The sequence below is a fragment of the Tritonibacter aquimaris genome (assembly GCF_009617595.1).
GTDB lineage: Bacteria > Pseudomonadota > Alphaproteobacteria > Rhodobacterales > Rhodobacteraceae > Epibacterium > Epibacterium aquimaris.
In genome coordinates this window covers 1-14,337 of the sequence record NZ_WIXK01000002.1, presented here as the reverse complement: position 1 = coordinate 14,337, position 14,337 = coordinate 1, and the positions used below count along the sequence as shown (strand labels likewise).

Here is a 14,337-nt window from a genome sequence, read left to right as displayed (position 1 = left end):
GGATCAGTCAGTTGACCACAAAAGGGTGGCTGCGTACGAGCTTTCAGCTGATGTCGCTGCGAGCAACGCCAATTGAAGAGCCCTCAGAGGCAAATGTGAGGATGGCAGAGGCAGCGGTTCAGACTTGGGGCCGCTTTCTCATGTTCGTTTGATACTGGTATTCTTGAGTGAAATGGTGGAGAAACGGGCACCATTTCCAAATAGAGCCCCACATGACTGCCGTTGAACCTGAAAAAACATATGCTCCCCATGGTCGCCGTGGCGGACTTAAGGCGAGCAATCGTATTTTCAGACGCATGAGCATGGTCATCGCGGCCGCGTGCCTTTTGCCAATGCTGGCGGTTATTGTGGCCGCGTTGACAGGTGGCATCGACACGGTGAGCCATCTGGCAGAGACGGTTCTGCCCCGCTACGCTGGCACTACGGCCTATCTGGTGGCTTTGGTGGCTGTGGGAACCCTGCTTACCGGGGTGGGGGCCGCCTGGCTGGTAACCATGACGCGGTTTCCCGGTGTGCGCCTGTTTGAAATGCTGCTGGTTCTGCCTTTGGCGTTCCCTGCATACGTGCTGGCCTATGCTTATACCTATATTCTGGATCATCCCGGCATCGTGCAATCCACCCTGCGGGACGTTACCGGCTGGGGGCCGCGCGATTATTGGTTCCCTGAGGTGCGTTCACTGCCCGGTGCGGCGCTAATGCTGGTGTTGGTTCTTTATCCCTATGTCTATCTTCTGGCGCGGGCCGCGTTTTTGCAGCAATCGTCAGGTGCGTTTCAGGCGGCGCGGGCGCTTGGGAATACACCCTTGCAGGCGTTTTGGCGGGTCAGCCTGCCGATGGCGCGCCCGGCGATTGCCACGGGTGTGTTGCTTGCGGTGATGGAAACGGTCGCCGATTTTGGCACCGTGTCCTATTTCGGGGTGCAGACCTTTGCCACCGGAATTTACACCAGCTGGTTTGCGCTTGCCGATCGGGGTGGGGCGGCGCAGTTGGCGTTGTGTCTGTTGGTGTTTTCGCTGTTCCTCTCTGTGAGTGAGCGGATCAGCCGGGGCCGCGCCCGCTATCATCATGCGGGCAAGCAGGCCGGAAAGATGACACCTGTGGAGCTAAAAGGCCGCGCGCGGGTGCTGGCCTGGGTGGCCTGCGGGCTACCGCTGTTTCTGGGGTTCGTGCTGCCGGTCATCGTGCTGTTTGATATGAGCTTTGATTCCGAGCAGAACCTTTTGAGCCGCCGCTATATTGGCTTTATCAAAAACTCGCTGACGCTTGCAGGGGTGGCTGCGGTGATCACGGTAAGCGCCGCGATCTTTCTGGGGCTTTTTCAGCGCCTGCAACCCGGACGGCTGTCGGCGGCGGCGTCTTATATTGCGCGGCTTGGCTATGCGGTGCCGGGTGGGGTGATTGCGGTGGGGCTGTTGGTGCCCTTTGCAGCGTTTGATAATGCGCTGGATGCCTGGATGCGTGAAACCTTTGATATTCGCACCGGGTTGTTGGTGACGGGATCAATATGGTTGCTGGTTGCCGCCTATATGGTGCGGTTTCTGTCAGCGGCTTTGGGCGCCTATGAAGGCGGGATGGCGACGGTACATTCCAATATGGACGCTGCGGCGCGCTCATTGGGCCAGACGCCGATGGGGATGCTGCGCCGGGTACACTTGCCGCTGCTTACCCCTAGTGTGCTGACTGCGCTGCTCATCGTGTTTGTTGATGTGATGAAAGAGCTGCCCGCGACCCTGATCATGCGTCCGTTTAATTTTGACACGCTGGCCGTGCAGGCACACCGGTTGGCCGCGGATGAGCGGCTGGAGGGGGCGGCTGTGCCGTCATTGGTGATTGTTGCGCTTGGGCTTATCCCGGTGATCCTGATCTGTCGTCAGGTGGGGCGACGCTAAACATGAAAAAGGCGCGGAGGTTGCCCGCCACGCCTTAAAATGGGTCCCTAGGGGGAGCGGCTATTTCCAGTCCACCTCATTGAAGATCTTCTGCGCAACCGGGATGTTTTGCGCAACATCCGACAGCAGCACATCGTCTGCTTTGAACTCACCAAGCTCTTTTACGCTGGGCGCGCGCTCAACACCGGCAACAACCGGAAATTCGTCATTGCCCCATGAAAAGTATTTCTGCGCACTGTCAGAGGCGAGATACTCAAGGAACTTGATCGCGTTCTCTTTGTTGGGCGCGTTCACCGCAACACCAGCGCCAGACAGGTTCATGTGGGCACCAACGGTGTCTTGCGAGGGGAAGATCCAGCCGATCTGATCGAGATTGTCAGAGACGCCTTTGACGTTTTTGCGGATGGCGCGGGCAAAGTAATAGCTGTTGGATACCGCCACTTCACATTCACCGGACACCAGACCGCGCAGCTGGTCAATGTCGCCGCCCTTTGGTGGGCGGGCCATGTTGTCAACGATACCTGCAGCCCAGTCTTTGGCTGCGTCTTCACCGTGGTGGGTGACGATGGCTGCAAGCAGTGTCTGGTTGTAGGTGTTGCGCGACGAGCGGATGCAGACCTTGCCTTTGAACTCGGGCTTGGCGAGATCGAGATAGGTCTGTGGAACGTTTTTGGTGTTCTCTTTGCTATAGAAGATGATGCGCGAACGCTGGGAAAACCCAAACCACTGGTTGTCGGCGTCTTGTAGGTTGGTGGGGATACGCTCTTCGAGCACAGCACTGTCGATAGATTGCAGCACGCCTGCGTTTTTGGCACGCGACAGGCGTGAGGTATCAACCGTGATGAACACATCCGCCGGAGAGTTTGCACCTTCTGCCTTCATACGCGCCAGCAGCTCGTCTGAATTGCCTTCGATACGGTTGACGGTGATTCCGGTGGCTTCTTCGAATTCGCCATAAAGGCTTTCGTCGGTGTCATAGTGGCGCGCGGAGTAGATGTTGAGCTCACCTTCTGCGGCGGCAGAAGTGGCGACAACCGCGGTGAGAGCACCGATCACGAGGGGGTTTGCAGTCATTTTGGAATGTCCCGTATCAAAGAAATACCATGCAGGGCAGGGCCCAGTTGGAGAATGAATTAGTTGATTTTGGGACTGATGCAACTAAAATCTGAGTGTATTGGTCGGGATATTGCTCGGCCAATTGTCGCACAATTCTCTGAAACACAAAAAAGCCGCATCAAACGATACGGCTTTTCGTAAATTCTTGCGGATGATCTTAACCCTGGCGCGCTTTGAATTTGCGCTGGGTTTTGTTGATCACATATACGCGGCCCTTGCGACGCACAATGCGGCAATCACGATGCCGGTTCTTGAGCGAGCGGAGCGAGTTCTTGACCTTCATGGCCTGTCTCCTGTTCTGCGGCGCGCGAACCAGCGCCTGGGTTACGGGTGTTCTGATCTGTCCGCCAGATCAAAACAATGAAATCATGGTGGGCGATACAAGGTTCGAACTTGTGACCCCTTCGATGTCAACGAAGTGCTCTACCACTGAGCTAATCGCCCATGATTACCTGCACTTTCTCCTGCCCCTTAAATTAAAGGAGCGCGGAAGTCCGCGCCGGTGAAGGGGTCTATAATAAGAGTCGCAAACAGGTGCAAGAGCTTTTGGCATCTGAATTTCCGGTCTAAGGTGTATCTTGTAACAAATTTTCAGAGTCGTTTTGGGAAACGTCATGGTCGACACCGCTTTTCGATTGCAATTACCGCAGCGCCAGCGCTCTGGCGTGGTATTTGCCTCTCCGCACAGTGGTGATTGCTATTTCGACGATTTTCTTGCGAATTCGGTGCTGAATGATCAGCAGATTCGCAGCTCATCCGATGCTTATGTGGATCGATTGTTTGCTGTTGCGCCCAAATTGGGGGCGCCATTGTTATCAGCGGTGGCGCCGCGCGCCTATGTTGATCTCAACCGGGCCTCGGATGAATTAGATTCGGCTCTGATTCTAGGCGTGCCCAAAAAGGGGCAAAATCCCCGCGTTGCCTCAGGTCTTGGGGTGATTCCGCGCGTGGTGGCCAATGGGCGGGCGATTTATTCAGGAAAAATCAGCCGGCACGAGGCGGATGAGCGGCTGGAAAAATACTGGACGCCTTACCACAACCAGCTGGAACTGCTGATGCAAAGCACCCGGTCGGAATTTGGCATGGCCCTGCTGGTCGACTGTCATTCCATGCCGCATGAGGCAATTGGCGAACCGGTGATGCGCAACCAACGCAAAGCGGAGATTGTGCTGGGGGATCGTTTCGGTGCCTCGGCGTCATCTGAGGTGATGGATGAGGTGGAAGCGGCCTTTACGCGCGCGGGGTTGAGTGTTGCGCGCAATGCGCCCTTTGCGGGTGCCTATATCACCCAGCGCTATGGACGTCCGTCGGATGGGCAGCACGCAATTCAGGTGGAAATCGACCGCTCGCTTTATATGGATGAACAAAAGCTAGAACTGCACCGTGGTTTTGTGGATCTACGCGATGCTTTGGCCGGTGTGGTTGCGGATCTGGTGTCTTTGGGCGAAGAGCAGCTGCCCTTTGCGGCAGAATGATGCTGCGTTTCATGTGAAACGCTCAGCGCAGGGCGCGCCCTTTTACGATGGCATCTTTGCCAAATTTCTTGCGAATCGCATCTGAGGCTTGCTCAGCCTGTGCGCGCTGGCCTGCCTTTGGGTCCAGCAGGTCGCCGGTTTTATCAGCTTCGGACGCAGGAACCAAATCTGACAGGCCGCAGCCAATCAATCGAAACGGACCCTCGGAAAGAGTGTTGTTCAACATGTCGCGTGCGGTCCGGTAGATCTGATCCGCAATCTGGGTAGCGTCCCGCAATGAGGTGCGCCGCGTCAGGGATGAATGATTGGCGCGTTTCAATTTCAGCGTCACCACCCGGCCCGCAAAATCACGGGCCTTGGCGCGTGAGGATACCTTTTCAGCCAGTCGCCACAGATGCCCGTCGAGCAGCTCAAGATGGGAGGTGTCTTCAAAAAACGTAGTTTCATTGGAAATGGACTTCATCGGCGTGCGCGATGACACCCGGCGTTTGTCTTCACCGCGCGCGAGGTGCCACAGACGTTCTCCCATACTGCCAAACCGATTGCTGAGATCCTGTTTCTCCCACCGCAGGAGATCGTCAAAGCTTCGAATCCCGGCCTTGTCGAGCGAGGCTTGCGCCGCGGGGCCAATGCCCCAGATCAAGCGCACCGGCTTGTCGCGCAGGAAATCCTGTGTTTCTGCAAGACCAATCACGGCAAAACCGCGGGGTTTATCCAGGTCAGATGCCACTTTGGCGAGGAACTTATTATGGCTGAGCCCAATGGATCCGGTAATCCCAAGCTCATCTTTCATACGTTTTGTCAGCCGGGCAAGCATTACAGCAGGTGGCGCACCGTGGAGCTTTTCGGTGCCGGTCAGATCCATGAACGCCTCATCGAGTGACAGCGGCTCAACCACTGGCGTCAGTTCATCCATCATGGCGCGCACCTGGCGGCTGACGTCTGAATAGACCTCCATCCGGGGTTTGACGACCACCGCTTCGGGACAGAGTTTAAGCGCCTGAAACATCGGCATTGCCGAGCGTACGCCACGAATACGGGCCAGATAACAGGCCGTAGACACCACACCGCGGTGCCCGCCGCCGACGATAACAGGTTTGTCGGCTATCTCTGGATTGTCGCGTTTTTCCACGCTGGCGTAAAATGCATCACAATCCATATGGGCGATCGTCAGAGAATGAAGCTCTGCATGGGCCAGAATACGCGGGCTGCGGCACTTGGGGCAGCGGCGCGTATCGGGCGCAACAGGGTGCAGGCAGTCGCGGCAAAAGGCGGGCATCTTGGGTCATCGGTTGAAGCGTGGGAGTGGCCATCCTATCTATTGGCGCAGGAATTGTCTTTAGTGATTACGAGGGTGAGTATGTCATTTTACGGTGCGAAGCTGGCCCTGTTTATCGGCGACAAATTGGCAGTGATGTTGCGCGATGACAAACCCGATATCCCGTTTCCAAACCATTGGGATCTGCCCGGTGGCGGACGAGAGGGAGATGAAAGCCCCAAGGCCTGTGCGCTGCGTGAAACCGAAGAAGAGTTGAGTATTCGCCTGGAAGAGATCGACATCGTTTGGGAGCGTTCATATCTGCACGATGGTCATGTGTCGTGGTTCTTTGCGGCCCATCTGCCGGCGTCACGACTGACTGAGGTTGCGCTGGGGGATGAAGGGCAGCGTTGGGAGCTGATGAGCGCAGAAACCTATTGCAGCCATCCGATGGCGGTGCCCAATTTCAAAACACGTTTGCAAGATTATCTGGATGCCAGAAGCGTTGAGCTGTGGGACTAGGCCCTTCACACAAAGTCCCCCGCCAAAGCGGGGGAAGTTGACGGACTACAGGAAGATCAAGTCCGTCAGGGGAGTGTCTTACCTATAGGTTCCCATCCCGCTCTGGTTTGCGCAAAGAAAGCTGTGGCGCGAATCTATCTTTGCGCAACAGGCCGTTGCCATTCTGCCACACGCAATTTTTTTGCTTGCGTCAGTTTCTGTTGGAAAAGGAAAGCAATCCCAGATGCTTGACGTGAATTAAATCTACGTCAAGCATCGTTGAAGGATAATATGGGGGTGTGAAATAAAATATTTCTTCACGCCCTGGGTTTGGGTAATTAAGTTGCGCGCGCAACGGTTTTGCGTCCGACTCACCCAATACCTTAGCGGTTTGGTGCTTGTGCTTGCGGGCTGTTGAGTTCCGATAGAATTGCCTGGGTCGCAGCGCGGGGATTTGCTGCTTTCCAGATCGGGCGTCCCACCACGATGTGATCTGCGCCATCCGCAATTGCATTTGCGGGCGTGGCGACACGTTTTTGATCACCGAGGTCAGCACCAGCAGGGCGCACACCGGGGGTGACGATCAGCTTGCCATTCGCTTCGGGCAGGGCGCGGATCAATGCGGCTTCTTGCGGGCTGGCAATCACACCATCGGCCCCTGCCGCAAAAGCGTTGCCTGCACGTTCCTGCACCAGATCTTTGATTGCGCCTCCTTTGATCAGCGCGCCGTCAAGATCCTGACGGTCCAGTGATGTCAGAATTGTCACTGCGAGGATTTTCATATCCTTGCCACCGGCACCTTCTTTTGCGGCTTTGACCACATAGGGATCGCCGTGCACCGTGAGAAAATCGAGATCAAACTGCGCCAGACCCCGCACCGCGTTTTCTACGGTGGCACCAATGTCAAAGAGCTTCATATCAAGGAAGATGCGTTTGCCGTGTTCCTGTTTCAGCTCATTTGCAAGCGCAAGCCCGCCGCTGGTCAGCATGCCAAGGCCAATCTTATAAAAAGACGCCAGATCACCGATCTGCTCTGCCAGTTTCAGACCAGCAATGGCATTGGGAACATCCATGGCTACAATCAGGCGGTCGTCTGCTGTGGGCTGGCTCATCGTCATACTCTCCGGTCTGGTGGGGATCTTGCGCTTTCCTAATGGTGCAGGGCGCGGCTGAAAAGCCCTGAATTCTGCAGAATTTGCGTCACATCAGGGAAATATCAGTGATTCTGGCGCATAGTCTTGAAGTGGCAGGGAAACTGCCCAAATCTGATATTGAGGCCCGAACCGGGACGTGCTGCCAAGCGGGCGTTCCACCTGATGCGGGCGCTTGTAAAAAGGAGAACGTGATGGACTTGAATAAGTTCACAGAGCGGGCACGGGGATTCGTGCAGGCGGCGCAGACCATTGCGCTGCGTGAGGGGCATCAACGGATGGTGCCGGAACATCTTCTCAAGGCATTGATGGATGACGATCAGGGGCTGGCAAGCAACCTGATTTCGCGCGCGGGGGGCTCTCCGTCGCGGGTGGTCGAATCTGTTGAGGCTGCGGTTGAGAAGCTGCCAAAAGTGTCAGGCGATGCAGGCCAGATCTATCTGGATGGCCAGACCGCCAAGGTGCTGGATGAAGCGGCCAAAATAGCCGACAAAGCGGGTGACAGTTTTGTACCGGTGGAACGCCTGCTGATGGCGCTTGCTTTGGTGAAATCCAAAGCCAAGGACTCGCTGGTTGCGGGTGACGTTTCGGCGCAGAAACTGAACGAAGCAATCAATGACATCCGCAAAGGTCGCACCGCTGACAGTGCCACCGCTGAGGAAGGCTATGATGCGCTCAAGAAATACGCGCTGGATCTTACTGAACGGGCGCGTGAGGGCAAGATTGACCCTATCATTGGCCGCGACGAAGAAATCCGCCGCGCGATGCAGGTGCTGTCGCGGCGCACCAAGAACAACCCGGTTCTGATTGGTGAACCTGGCGTGGGTAAAACTGCCATTGCCGAAGGCATGGCGCTGCGTATCGTGAATGGTGATGTGCCGGAAAGTCTGCGCGACAAACAATTGCTGTCTCTTGATATGGGGGCGTTGATCGCGGGCGCGAAATACCGCGGTGAGTTTGAGGAACGTCTCAAAGCGGTGCTGACCGAAGTAAGCGAAGCCGCCGGTGAGATTGTGCTGTTCATCGATGAGATGCACACGCTGGTTGGGGCCGGGAAGTCTGACGGCGCCATGGACGCGGCGAACCTGATTAAACCTGCGCTTGCCCGTGGAGAGTTGCATTGCATTGGGGCCACCACGCTCGATGAATACCGCAAATATGTGGAAAAAGATGCAGCGCTTGCACGTCGGTTCCAGCCGGTTGTGATTGCAGAGCCCACGGTGGAAGACACCGTGTCGATCCTGCGCGGCATCAAGGAAAAATATGAGCTTCATCACGGGGTGCGCATTGCCGATGCGGCGCTGGTGTCTGCGGCAACACTGTCGAGCCGCTACATCACCGATCGCTTCCTGCCGGATAAGGCCATCGATCTGGTGGATGAGGCTGCAAGCCGTCTGCGGATGCAGGTGGACAGCAAACCCGAAGAGCTGGATGCGCTGGATCGTCAGATCCTGCAATTGCAGATCGAGGAAGAAGCACTGAAGCTGGAAGAGGACGTCGCGTCCAAGGACCGGTTGGAGCGGCTGCAAAAAGAGCTCTCAGACCTGCAGGAGCAATCCGCCGAGATGACCGCCCAATGGCAGGCCGAGCGGGACAAGCTTGCGTCTGCGACCGAGGTGAAAGAGCATCTGGAAAAAGCGCGTTCTGATCTGGAGATCGCAACCCGGAACGGTGATTTCGCCCGCGCGGGTGAGCTGTCTTATGGGGTGATCCCTAAGTTGGAAAAACAGCTCGCCGATGCAGATGAAAAAGAACAGCAGGGGCTGATGGTCGAGGAAGCGGTGCGCCCCGAGCAAATCGCCGCCGTGGTCGAACGCTGGACCGGTATTCCGACCTCACGCATGCTCGAAGGGGAGCGGGAAAAACTGCTGCGCATGGAAGATGAGCTGCACGCGCGGGTCATCGGCCAGAATGCTGCGGTGACGGCGCTTTCAAACGCAGTGCGCCGGGCACGTGCTGGGCTCAATGATGAAAACCGCCCGCTGGGATCGTTCCTGTTTTTGGGGCCAACCGGCGTGGGTAAGACCGAACTGACCAAAGCTGTGGCGAATTTCCTGTTTGACGATGACAGCGCCATGGTTCGGGTGGATATGTCCGAATATATGGAAAAACACGCGGTGGCCCGTCTGATCGGCGCGCCTCCCGGCTATGTTGGCTATGATGAGGGCGGTGTTTTAACTGAGGCCGTGCGGCGCAGACCCTATCAGGTGGTATTGTTTGATGAGGTCGAAAAAGCGCATCCAGATGTGTTCAACGTATTGTTGCAGGTTCTGGATGATGGCCAGCTGACCGATGGTCAGGGCCGCACGGTTGATTTCAAACAGACGCTGATCATTTTGACGTCAAACCTTGGCGCACAGGCGTTGAGCCAGCTGCCCGAAGGCGCGGATGCATCTGATGCCAAACGGGATGTGATGGACGCAGTAAAAGCGCATTTCCGGCCAGAGTTCCTCAACCGGTTGGATGAGACCATCATCTTTGATCGGCTTGCGCGCGATGACATGGATGGGATCGTCTCGATCCAGCTGTCACGGCTGTTCAAACGCCTTGCCGGGCGCAAGATCGCGCTTGAGCTGGATGAAGCGGCCAAAACCTGGCTTGCAGATGAAGGTTATGATCCGGTGTTTGGTGCACGGCCTTTGAAACGTGTCATCCAGCGTGCGCTGCAAAACCCACTGGCTGAGATGCTGTTGGCGGGCGATATTTTGGATGGTGATACGGTCACGGTTACTGCTGGGGCAGAAGGGCTTGTTATTGGTGACCGTGTTGGCAGTACCGATCGCCCGCGCCCGGATGCCGCGGTGGTGCATTAATCAGTCCAAGCCACGACATATATATCAAGCCACGACATATATATAATGTAATAAACGCGCCGGGGATCCGGCGCGTTTTGTGTGTGATGATCACTTCGGCAGGATGACCGCATCAATCACATGGATCACCCCGTTGGAGGCCAGGATGTCAGCCTGAACCACATTGGCGCCATCAACCGTTACCCCATCAGAGGCGCCAATGGTCACTGCGCTGCCTTGAACAGTTGCTGCTTTCATCCCGTCGCTGAGATCAGTCGATTTCACCGCCCCCGGCACCACGTGGTAGGTCAGGATTGAAACCAACTGATCCTTGTTCTCGGGTTTCAGCAGGGTCTCTACTGTGCCTTCGGGCAGGGCCGCAAACGCATCATCGGTTGGCGCAAATACGGTAAAGGGCCCATCCCCTTTGAGCGTGTCGACAAAGCCCGCAGCCTGAACGGCAGCGACCAGAGTGGTGAAACTACCCGCGCCCACTGCGGTATCAACAATATCCTTGGAATGCCCGTCAGCGCAGGCAGGCAGGGCAAACACGGTCAGGGCGCTCAGGGTCATAAAGGTACGGCGTAACATCGAAAGTCTCCTCGTATGGTGGACAGCCCTCATGTCTGAAGGCGATGTCGGGGTTACGGCGGTTTGCGTGGATTGGTTCAGGAAAAAAGCAGATGTTTCAGGTTTGACCTGCAAGAGCATCGCCCCAAGCGCGCGCCATCGCGGATTTCCAGTCACTTTAATGTGAAAAATAGACTTGATTTTGCAGCAGTGCAGATTTGGCGCACGCATCACATTACATAGGGAAGTGGTTGCTTTGCTGCGGGGATCCGCAAAAGGCAGTCAGAGCCAGAATTATCCAGCTGAGGGAGGGTGCCGGTGGGGTTTGCATTTTACGCGATTGAGCTGCTGACATATGTGTTTGTGTTGCTGATGGGGGTGGTGTTGCTGGTCGCAGGGGTGCTGTTTGCCATTGATCGGCGCCAGACCAAGGATGCCATTCGGCGCAACTACCCGGTGATAGGCCGCTTCCGCCATATCTTTTCCGAGCTTGGTGAATTCTTCCGGCAGTATTTCTTTGCAATGGACCGCGAAGAGTTGCCGTTTAACCGTGCCCAGCGGGAATGGGTTGGCCGCGCGTCCGAAGGGGCGGGCAACACCATTGCTTTTGGGTCCACCCGCAATATCACGGTGCCGGGCACTCCGATCTTTGTGAACGCACCTTTTCCCAAGCTTGATGCGGATTTTGCCAAAAGCGCGCCGCTGGAAATTGGGCCCACTGCGCGTGTGCCCTATCATGCGCCTTCGATTTTTAACATTTCCGGCATGAGCTACGGTGCGCTGTCAAAGCCCGCGGTTCAGGCGTTGAGCCGGGGTGCCGCCGAGGCGGGCGTTTGGCTGAATACCGGCGAGGGCGGCGTAAGCCCGTTTCACCTCGAAGGGGGCTGCGATATCGTGTTTCAGATCGGCACCGCAAAATACGGCGTGCGCGCGTCCGAAGGGGGCATCAGTGACGATAAACTGAGTGCTGTGGCCGCCCATGAGCAGGTGCGCATGTTTGAGATCAAACTTTCACAAGGGGCAAAGCCGGGCAAGGGTGGCATCCTTCCCGCTGCCAAAGTGAATGCAGAGATCGCCGCGATCCGAGGCATTCGCGAAGGGGAGGCCAGTATATCGCCCAATCGACATCCTGAAATCGGCAGCTGGGACGAGCTGTTGGATATGATTGCCCATGTGCGCGAGGTGACCGGCAAACCTGTTGGCATCAAAACCGTAGTGGGTGGCGAAGCGGTGATGCGAGAGATGTTCATGAATATTGCTAGCCGCAGCGCGGATGCGCCCGATTTCATCACCATTGATGGTGGCGAAGGTGGCACAGGGGCTGCGCCCATGCCGCTGATGGATCTGGTGGGGATGTCCGTACGTGAAGCCCTGCCCATGGTTTGTGATCTGCGCGATGAATATGGGCTGCGTGATCGTGTGCGCCTGATTGCAAGTGGCAAGCTGGTCAATCCCGGTGATGTGGCCTGGGCCTTGGCTGCGGGGGCGGATTTCATCACTTCCGCGCGTGGTTTTATGTTTTCGCTGGGCTGCATTCAGGCGCTCAAATGTAACAAGAATACCTGCCCCACCGGGATCACCACCCATGACCCTCGTTTTCAAAAAGGGCTGGTGGTCACAGAGAAATACAAACGCGTGGCGCGTTACGCCCGCGAAATCATCCATGAGGTCGAAGTCATTGCCCATTCCGTTGGTGTGGCCGAACCCCGCCAGATCCGCCGCCGCCATGTGCGTATTATGCAGGAAGGGGGGCATTCACGGCCCATGAATGAATTGATGCCAAGTTACAGTGCCGTCGCGCAGTCGTGACGTTAAATGTTTTGAGCCCTGGCAGGGCGCTGACCTACAAAAGAAGTCAAACCAATTCTAAAGGAGATCGGCATGGCGCACCGTTGGAAGAACGACCTGTCCGCTGCGGATGTCACACCTGAAGCGGTGTTCTGGAATCGCCGCAAAATCCTTGCAGGGCTTGCTGGCAGCGGGCTTGCCGCTATGGCTGGGCAATCCGCACAGGCGCAAGCGGCGCTTGAGACCAACAGCTGGGATGATGTGACCAACTACTGCAACTTCTATGAGTTTGGCACCAGCAAGGGGGATCCCGCTGCCAATGCTCATCTGATGACGACTGACCCGTGGAGCGTGGAAATCACCGGGCTGGTGGATCGCCCCGGCTCATATACGCTGGGCGACATCCTCAGCGAGATGACCATCGAGGAACGCATCTACCGCTTCCGCTGTGTTGAGGCCTGGTCGATGGTTGTACCCTGGAACGGGTTTGAACTGGCGGATCTTTTGAACCTTGCTGGCGTGCAGAATGGGGCAAAATATGTTGCCTTTGAAACCCTGCTGCGCCGCGAAGAAATGCCGGGCACCCGCTATCCGGTGCTGGAATGGCCCTACCGCGAAGGCTTGCGCCTCGATGAGGCGATGCACCCGCTGACCCTGATGGCAACGGGTATCTTTGGCAAACCGCTACCCAATCAGAACGGCGCGCCGCTGCGTCTGGTGGTGCCGTGGAAATACGGGTACAAATCGATCAAATCGATTGTCAAAATCACCCTGACGGATGAACAGCCCGAAACCAGCTGGAACATGGCCAATGGCCGCGAGTATGGGTTTTATTCAAACGTGAACCCCAATGTGAGCCATCCGCGCTGGAGCCAGGCGTCTGAACGTCCGCTTGGGGGTGGTCTCTTTGCCAAGCGCAAGCCGACGTTGATGTTTAATGGCTATGAGGATGAGGTTGCGTCTCTCTATGAGGGGATGGATCTCAAGAAGTACCATTGAGCGTGCTTTCCAAAATGAGTGTGGATCAGCTGAATCGGCTGATCCGTCGTCTGCCCACCTGGGTGGTATATCTATTGGGGGCGCTGCCCTTACCCTATCTGTTTTACCAGGGGCTCACCGGTGCTTTGGGCGTGGATCCGGTCAAGGCGATTGAACACCGCTATGGCGCGCTGGCGCTGCAGTTTCTCCTGGCGTCATTGGCCGTCACTCCGCTGCGTCGTCATCTGGGGTTAAACCTGATGAAGTTCCGGCGCGCGCTGGGGCTTTTGTGTTTCTACTATGTCAGTGGTCATCTGCTGGTCTGGCTGGTGCTGGATGTGCAGATCCCCCGTGAGATCATCACCGATATTATCAAGCGCCCCTATATTACCATTGGCATGGCTGGCTTTGCACCGCTGCTGCCTTTGGCGTTGACCTCAAACAGCTATTCCATTCGCAGACTTGGCGCGCGCTGGCGGCTGTTACATCGTGGGTCTTATCTGGCGGTTCTTCTGGGCGGGATACATTATGTGTGGCTTGCCAAAGGGATCCAACTTGAACCGGTTCTTTACCTTCTAGCGGCCTGTTTATTGCTTTTGAGTCGGGTGAAGCGCGCAAAGCTGCGAATACTGTTGTTTTGGACTGCTCAGGCCGAGTGAAAGCGCCCAAAAAACAAGCAGTGTGACGGATGGATGAAAAAAATGCGAAAATAGTGCAAAAAGCGCTTGCGCCCTCCGGCTACTAGCACTAGAACCCCCTTCACCGGCGGCGCTGAGGCGCTACTGAGACACACCGGACGGTGCGGCGGCGACGCTGAGT

At 56.5% G+C, this 14,337-nt stretch carries 12 protein-coding genes and 1 tRNA gene; 7 read left to right on the top strand and 6 right to left on the bottom strand.

Annotated features, from left to right (window positions below):
• Window positions 1-212: 212 nt before the first annotated feature.
• Window positions 213-1,889: an ABC transporter permease gene (locus GG681_RS03620; RefSeq protein ID WP_153545217.1), complete on the top strand. Its 1,677-nt coding sequence runs from the start codon at window positions 213-215 to the stop codon at window positions 1,887-1,889.
• 60 nt (window positions 1,890-1,949) lie between these two features.
• On the opposite strand, the gene GG681_RS03615 is transcribed toward GG681_RS03620, so the two are convergent.
• The 3 genes from GG681_RS03615 to GG681_RS03605 all read right to left on the bottom strand — a co-directional run bounded on the left by GG681_RS03615 (window position 1,950) and on the right by GG681_RS03605 (window position 3,449).
• Window positions 1,950-2,963: an extracellular solute-binding protein gene (locus tag GG681_RS03615; RefSeq protein WP_153545215.1), complete on the bottom strand. Its 1,014-nt coding sequence runs from the start codon at window positions 2,961-2,963 to the stop codon at window positions 1,950-1,952.
• 199 nt (window positions 2,964-3,162) lie between these two features.
• A complete protein-coding gene (gene ykgO / locus GG681_RS03610; protein ID WP_008755722.1) occupies window positions 3,163-3,288 on the bottom strand; it encodes a type B 50S ribosomal protein L36 in 126 nt (41 codons plus the stop codon).
• A gap of 86 nt (window positions 3,289-3,374) precedes the next feature.
• Window positions 3,375-3,449 (bottom strand) — tRNA-Val (locus GG681_RS03605).
• Window positions 3,450-3,619: 170 nt separating this feature from the next.
• Here GG681_RS03605 and GG681_RS03600 point away from each other — a divergent pair.
• A complete protein-coding gene (locus GG681_RS03600) occupies window positions 3,620-4,480 on the top strand; it encodes an N-formylglutamate amidohydrolase (RefSeq protein ID WP_153545213.1) in 861 nt (286 codons plus the stop codon).
• A gap of 22 nt (window positions 4,481-4,502) precedes the next feature.
• On the opposite strand, the gene GG681_RS03595 is transcribed toward GG681_RS03600, so the two are convergent.
• Entirely contained in the window at window positions 4,503-5,759 is a 1,257-nt protein-coding gene (locus GG681_RS03595; protein WP_153545211.1) for a DNA polymerase IV, read from the bottom strand.
• Between the two features lie 81 nt (window positions 5,760-5,840).
• Here GG681_RS03595 and GG681_RS03590 point away from each other — a divergent pair, with 81 nt between their 5' ends.
• Window positions 5,841-6,260, top strand: coding sequence for an NUDIX hydrolase (locus GG681_RS03590; protein ID WP_153545209.1), 420 nt, complete (start codon window positions 5,841-5,843; stop codon window positions 6,258-6,260).
• A gap of 362 nt (window positions 6,261-6,622) precedes the next feature.
• On the opposite strand, the gene pyrF is transcribed toward GG681_RS03590, so the two are convergent.
• Window positions 6,623-7,351, bottom strand: a complete 729-nt coding sequence (gene pyrF / locus GG681_RS03585; protein ID WP_153545207.1) for an orotidine-5'-phosphate decarboxylase — start codon at window positions 7,349-7,351, stop codon at window positions 6,623-6,625.
• 233 nt (window positions 7,352-7,584) lie between these two features.
• Between pyrF and clpB the strand changes: the two genes are divergently transcribed.
• On the top strand, window positions 7,585-10,203 hold the full coding sequence (gene clpB, locus GG681_RS03580) for an ATP-dependent chaperone ClpB (protein WP_153545205.1): 2,619 nt from the start codon (window positions 7,585-7,587) through the stop codon (window positions 10,201-10,203).
• 90 nt (window positions 10,204-10,293) lie between these two features.
• On the opposite strand, the gene GG681_RS03575 is transcribed toward clpB, so the two are convergent.
• Complete coding sequence (locus GG681_RS03575) at window positions 10,294-10,773, bottom strand: fasciclin domain-containing protein (RefSeq protein ID WP_153545203.1); 480 nt, start codon at window positions 10,771-10,773, stop codon at window positions 10,294-10,296.
• Window positions 10,774-11,070: 297 nt separating this feature from the next.
• Between GG681_RS03575 and GG681_RS03570 the strand changes: the two genes are divergently transcribed.
• The 3 genes from GG681_RS03570 to msrQ all read left to right on the top strand — a co-directional run bounded on the left by GG681_RS03570 (window position 11,071) and on the right by msrQ (window position 14,177).
• The gene (locus tag GG681_RS03570; protein WP_328593252.1) at window positions 11,071-12,561 is read left to right on the top strand and encodes an FMN-binding glutamate synthase family protein; all 1,491 of its coding nucleotides are present in this window, start codon (window positions 11,071-11,073) and stop codon (window positions 12,559-12,561) included.
• 72 nt (window positions 12,562-12,633) lie between these two features.
• Window positions 12,634-13,539: a protein-methionine-sulfoxide reductase catalytic subunit MsrP gene (gene msrP, locus GG681_RS03565; protein WP_153545201.1), complete on the top strand. Its 906-nt coding sequence runs from the start codon at window positions 12,634-12,636 to the stop codon at window positions 13,537-13,539.
• Window positions 13,540-13,553: 14 nt separating this feature from the next.
• Window positions 13,554-14,177: a protein-methionine-sulfoxide reductase heme-binding subunit MsrQ gene (gene msrQ / locus GG681_RS03560; protein WP_153545199.1), complete on the top strand. Its 624-nt coding sequence runs from the start codon at window positions 13,554-13,556 to the stop codon at window positions 14,175-14,177.
• Window positions 14,178-14,337 lie beyond the last annotated feature (160 nt).

Excerpts from the sequence above, each read along its gene's own strand:
- ykgO (WP_008755722.1), bottom strand. The coding sequence starts at position 3,288 with ATGAAGGTCAAGAACTCGCTCCGCTCGCTCAAGAACCGGCATCGTGAT.
- clpB (WP_153545205.1), top strand. The coding sequence starts at position 7,585 with ATGGACTTGAATAAGTTCACAGAGCGGGCACGGGGATTCGTGCAGGCG.
- GG681_RS03595 (WP_153545211.1), bottom strand. The coding sequence starts at position 5,759 with ATGCCCGCCTTTTGCCGCGACTGCCTGCACCCTGTTGCGCCCGATACG.
- pyrF (WP_153545207.1), bottom strand. The coding sequence starts at position 7,351 with ATGAGCCAGCCCACAGCAGACGACCGCCTGATTGTAGCCATGGATGTT.
- GG681_RS03600 (WP_153545213.1), top strand. The coding sequence starts at position 3,620 with ATGGTCGACACCGCTTTTCGATTGCAATTACCGCAGCGCCAGCGCTCT.
- GG681_RS03620 (WP_153545217.1), top strand. The coding sequence starts at position 213 with ATGACTGCCGTTGAACCTGAAAAAACATATGCTCCCCATGGTCGCCGT.
- msrQ (WP_153545199.1), top strand. The coding sequence starts at position 13,554 with ATGAGTGTGGATCAGCTGAATCGGCTGATCCGTCGTCTGCCCACCTGG.
- GG681_RS03590 (WP_153545209.1), top strand. The coding sequence starts at position 5,841 with ATGTCATTTTACGGTGCGAAGCTGGCCCTGTTTATCGGCGACAAATTG.
- GG681_RS03575 (WP_153545203.1), bottom strand. The coding sequence starts at position 10,773 with ATGTTACGCCGTACCTTTATGACCCTGAGCGCCCTGACCGTGTTTGCC.
- GG681_RS03615 (WP_153545215.1), bottom strand. The coding sequence starts at position 2,963 with ATGACTGCAAACCCCCTCGTGATCGGTGCTCTCACCGCGGTTGTCGCC.
- msrP (WP_153545201.1), top strand. The coding sequence starts at position 12,634 with ATGGCGCACCGTTGGAAGAACGACCTGTCCGCTGCGGATGTCACACCT.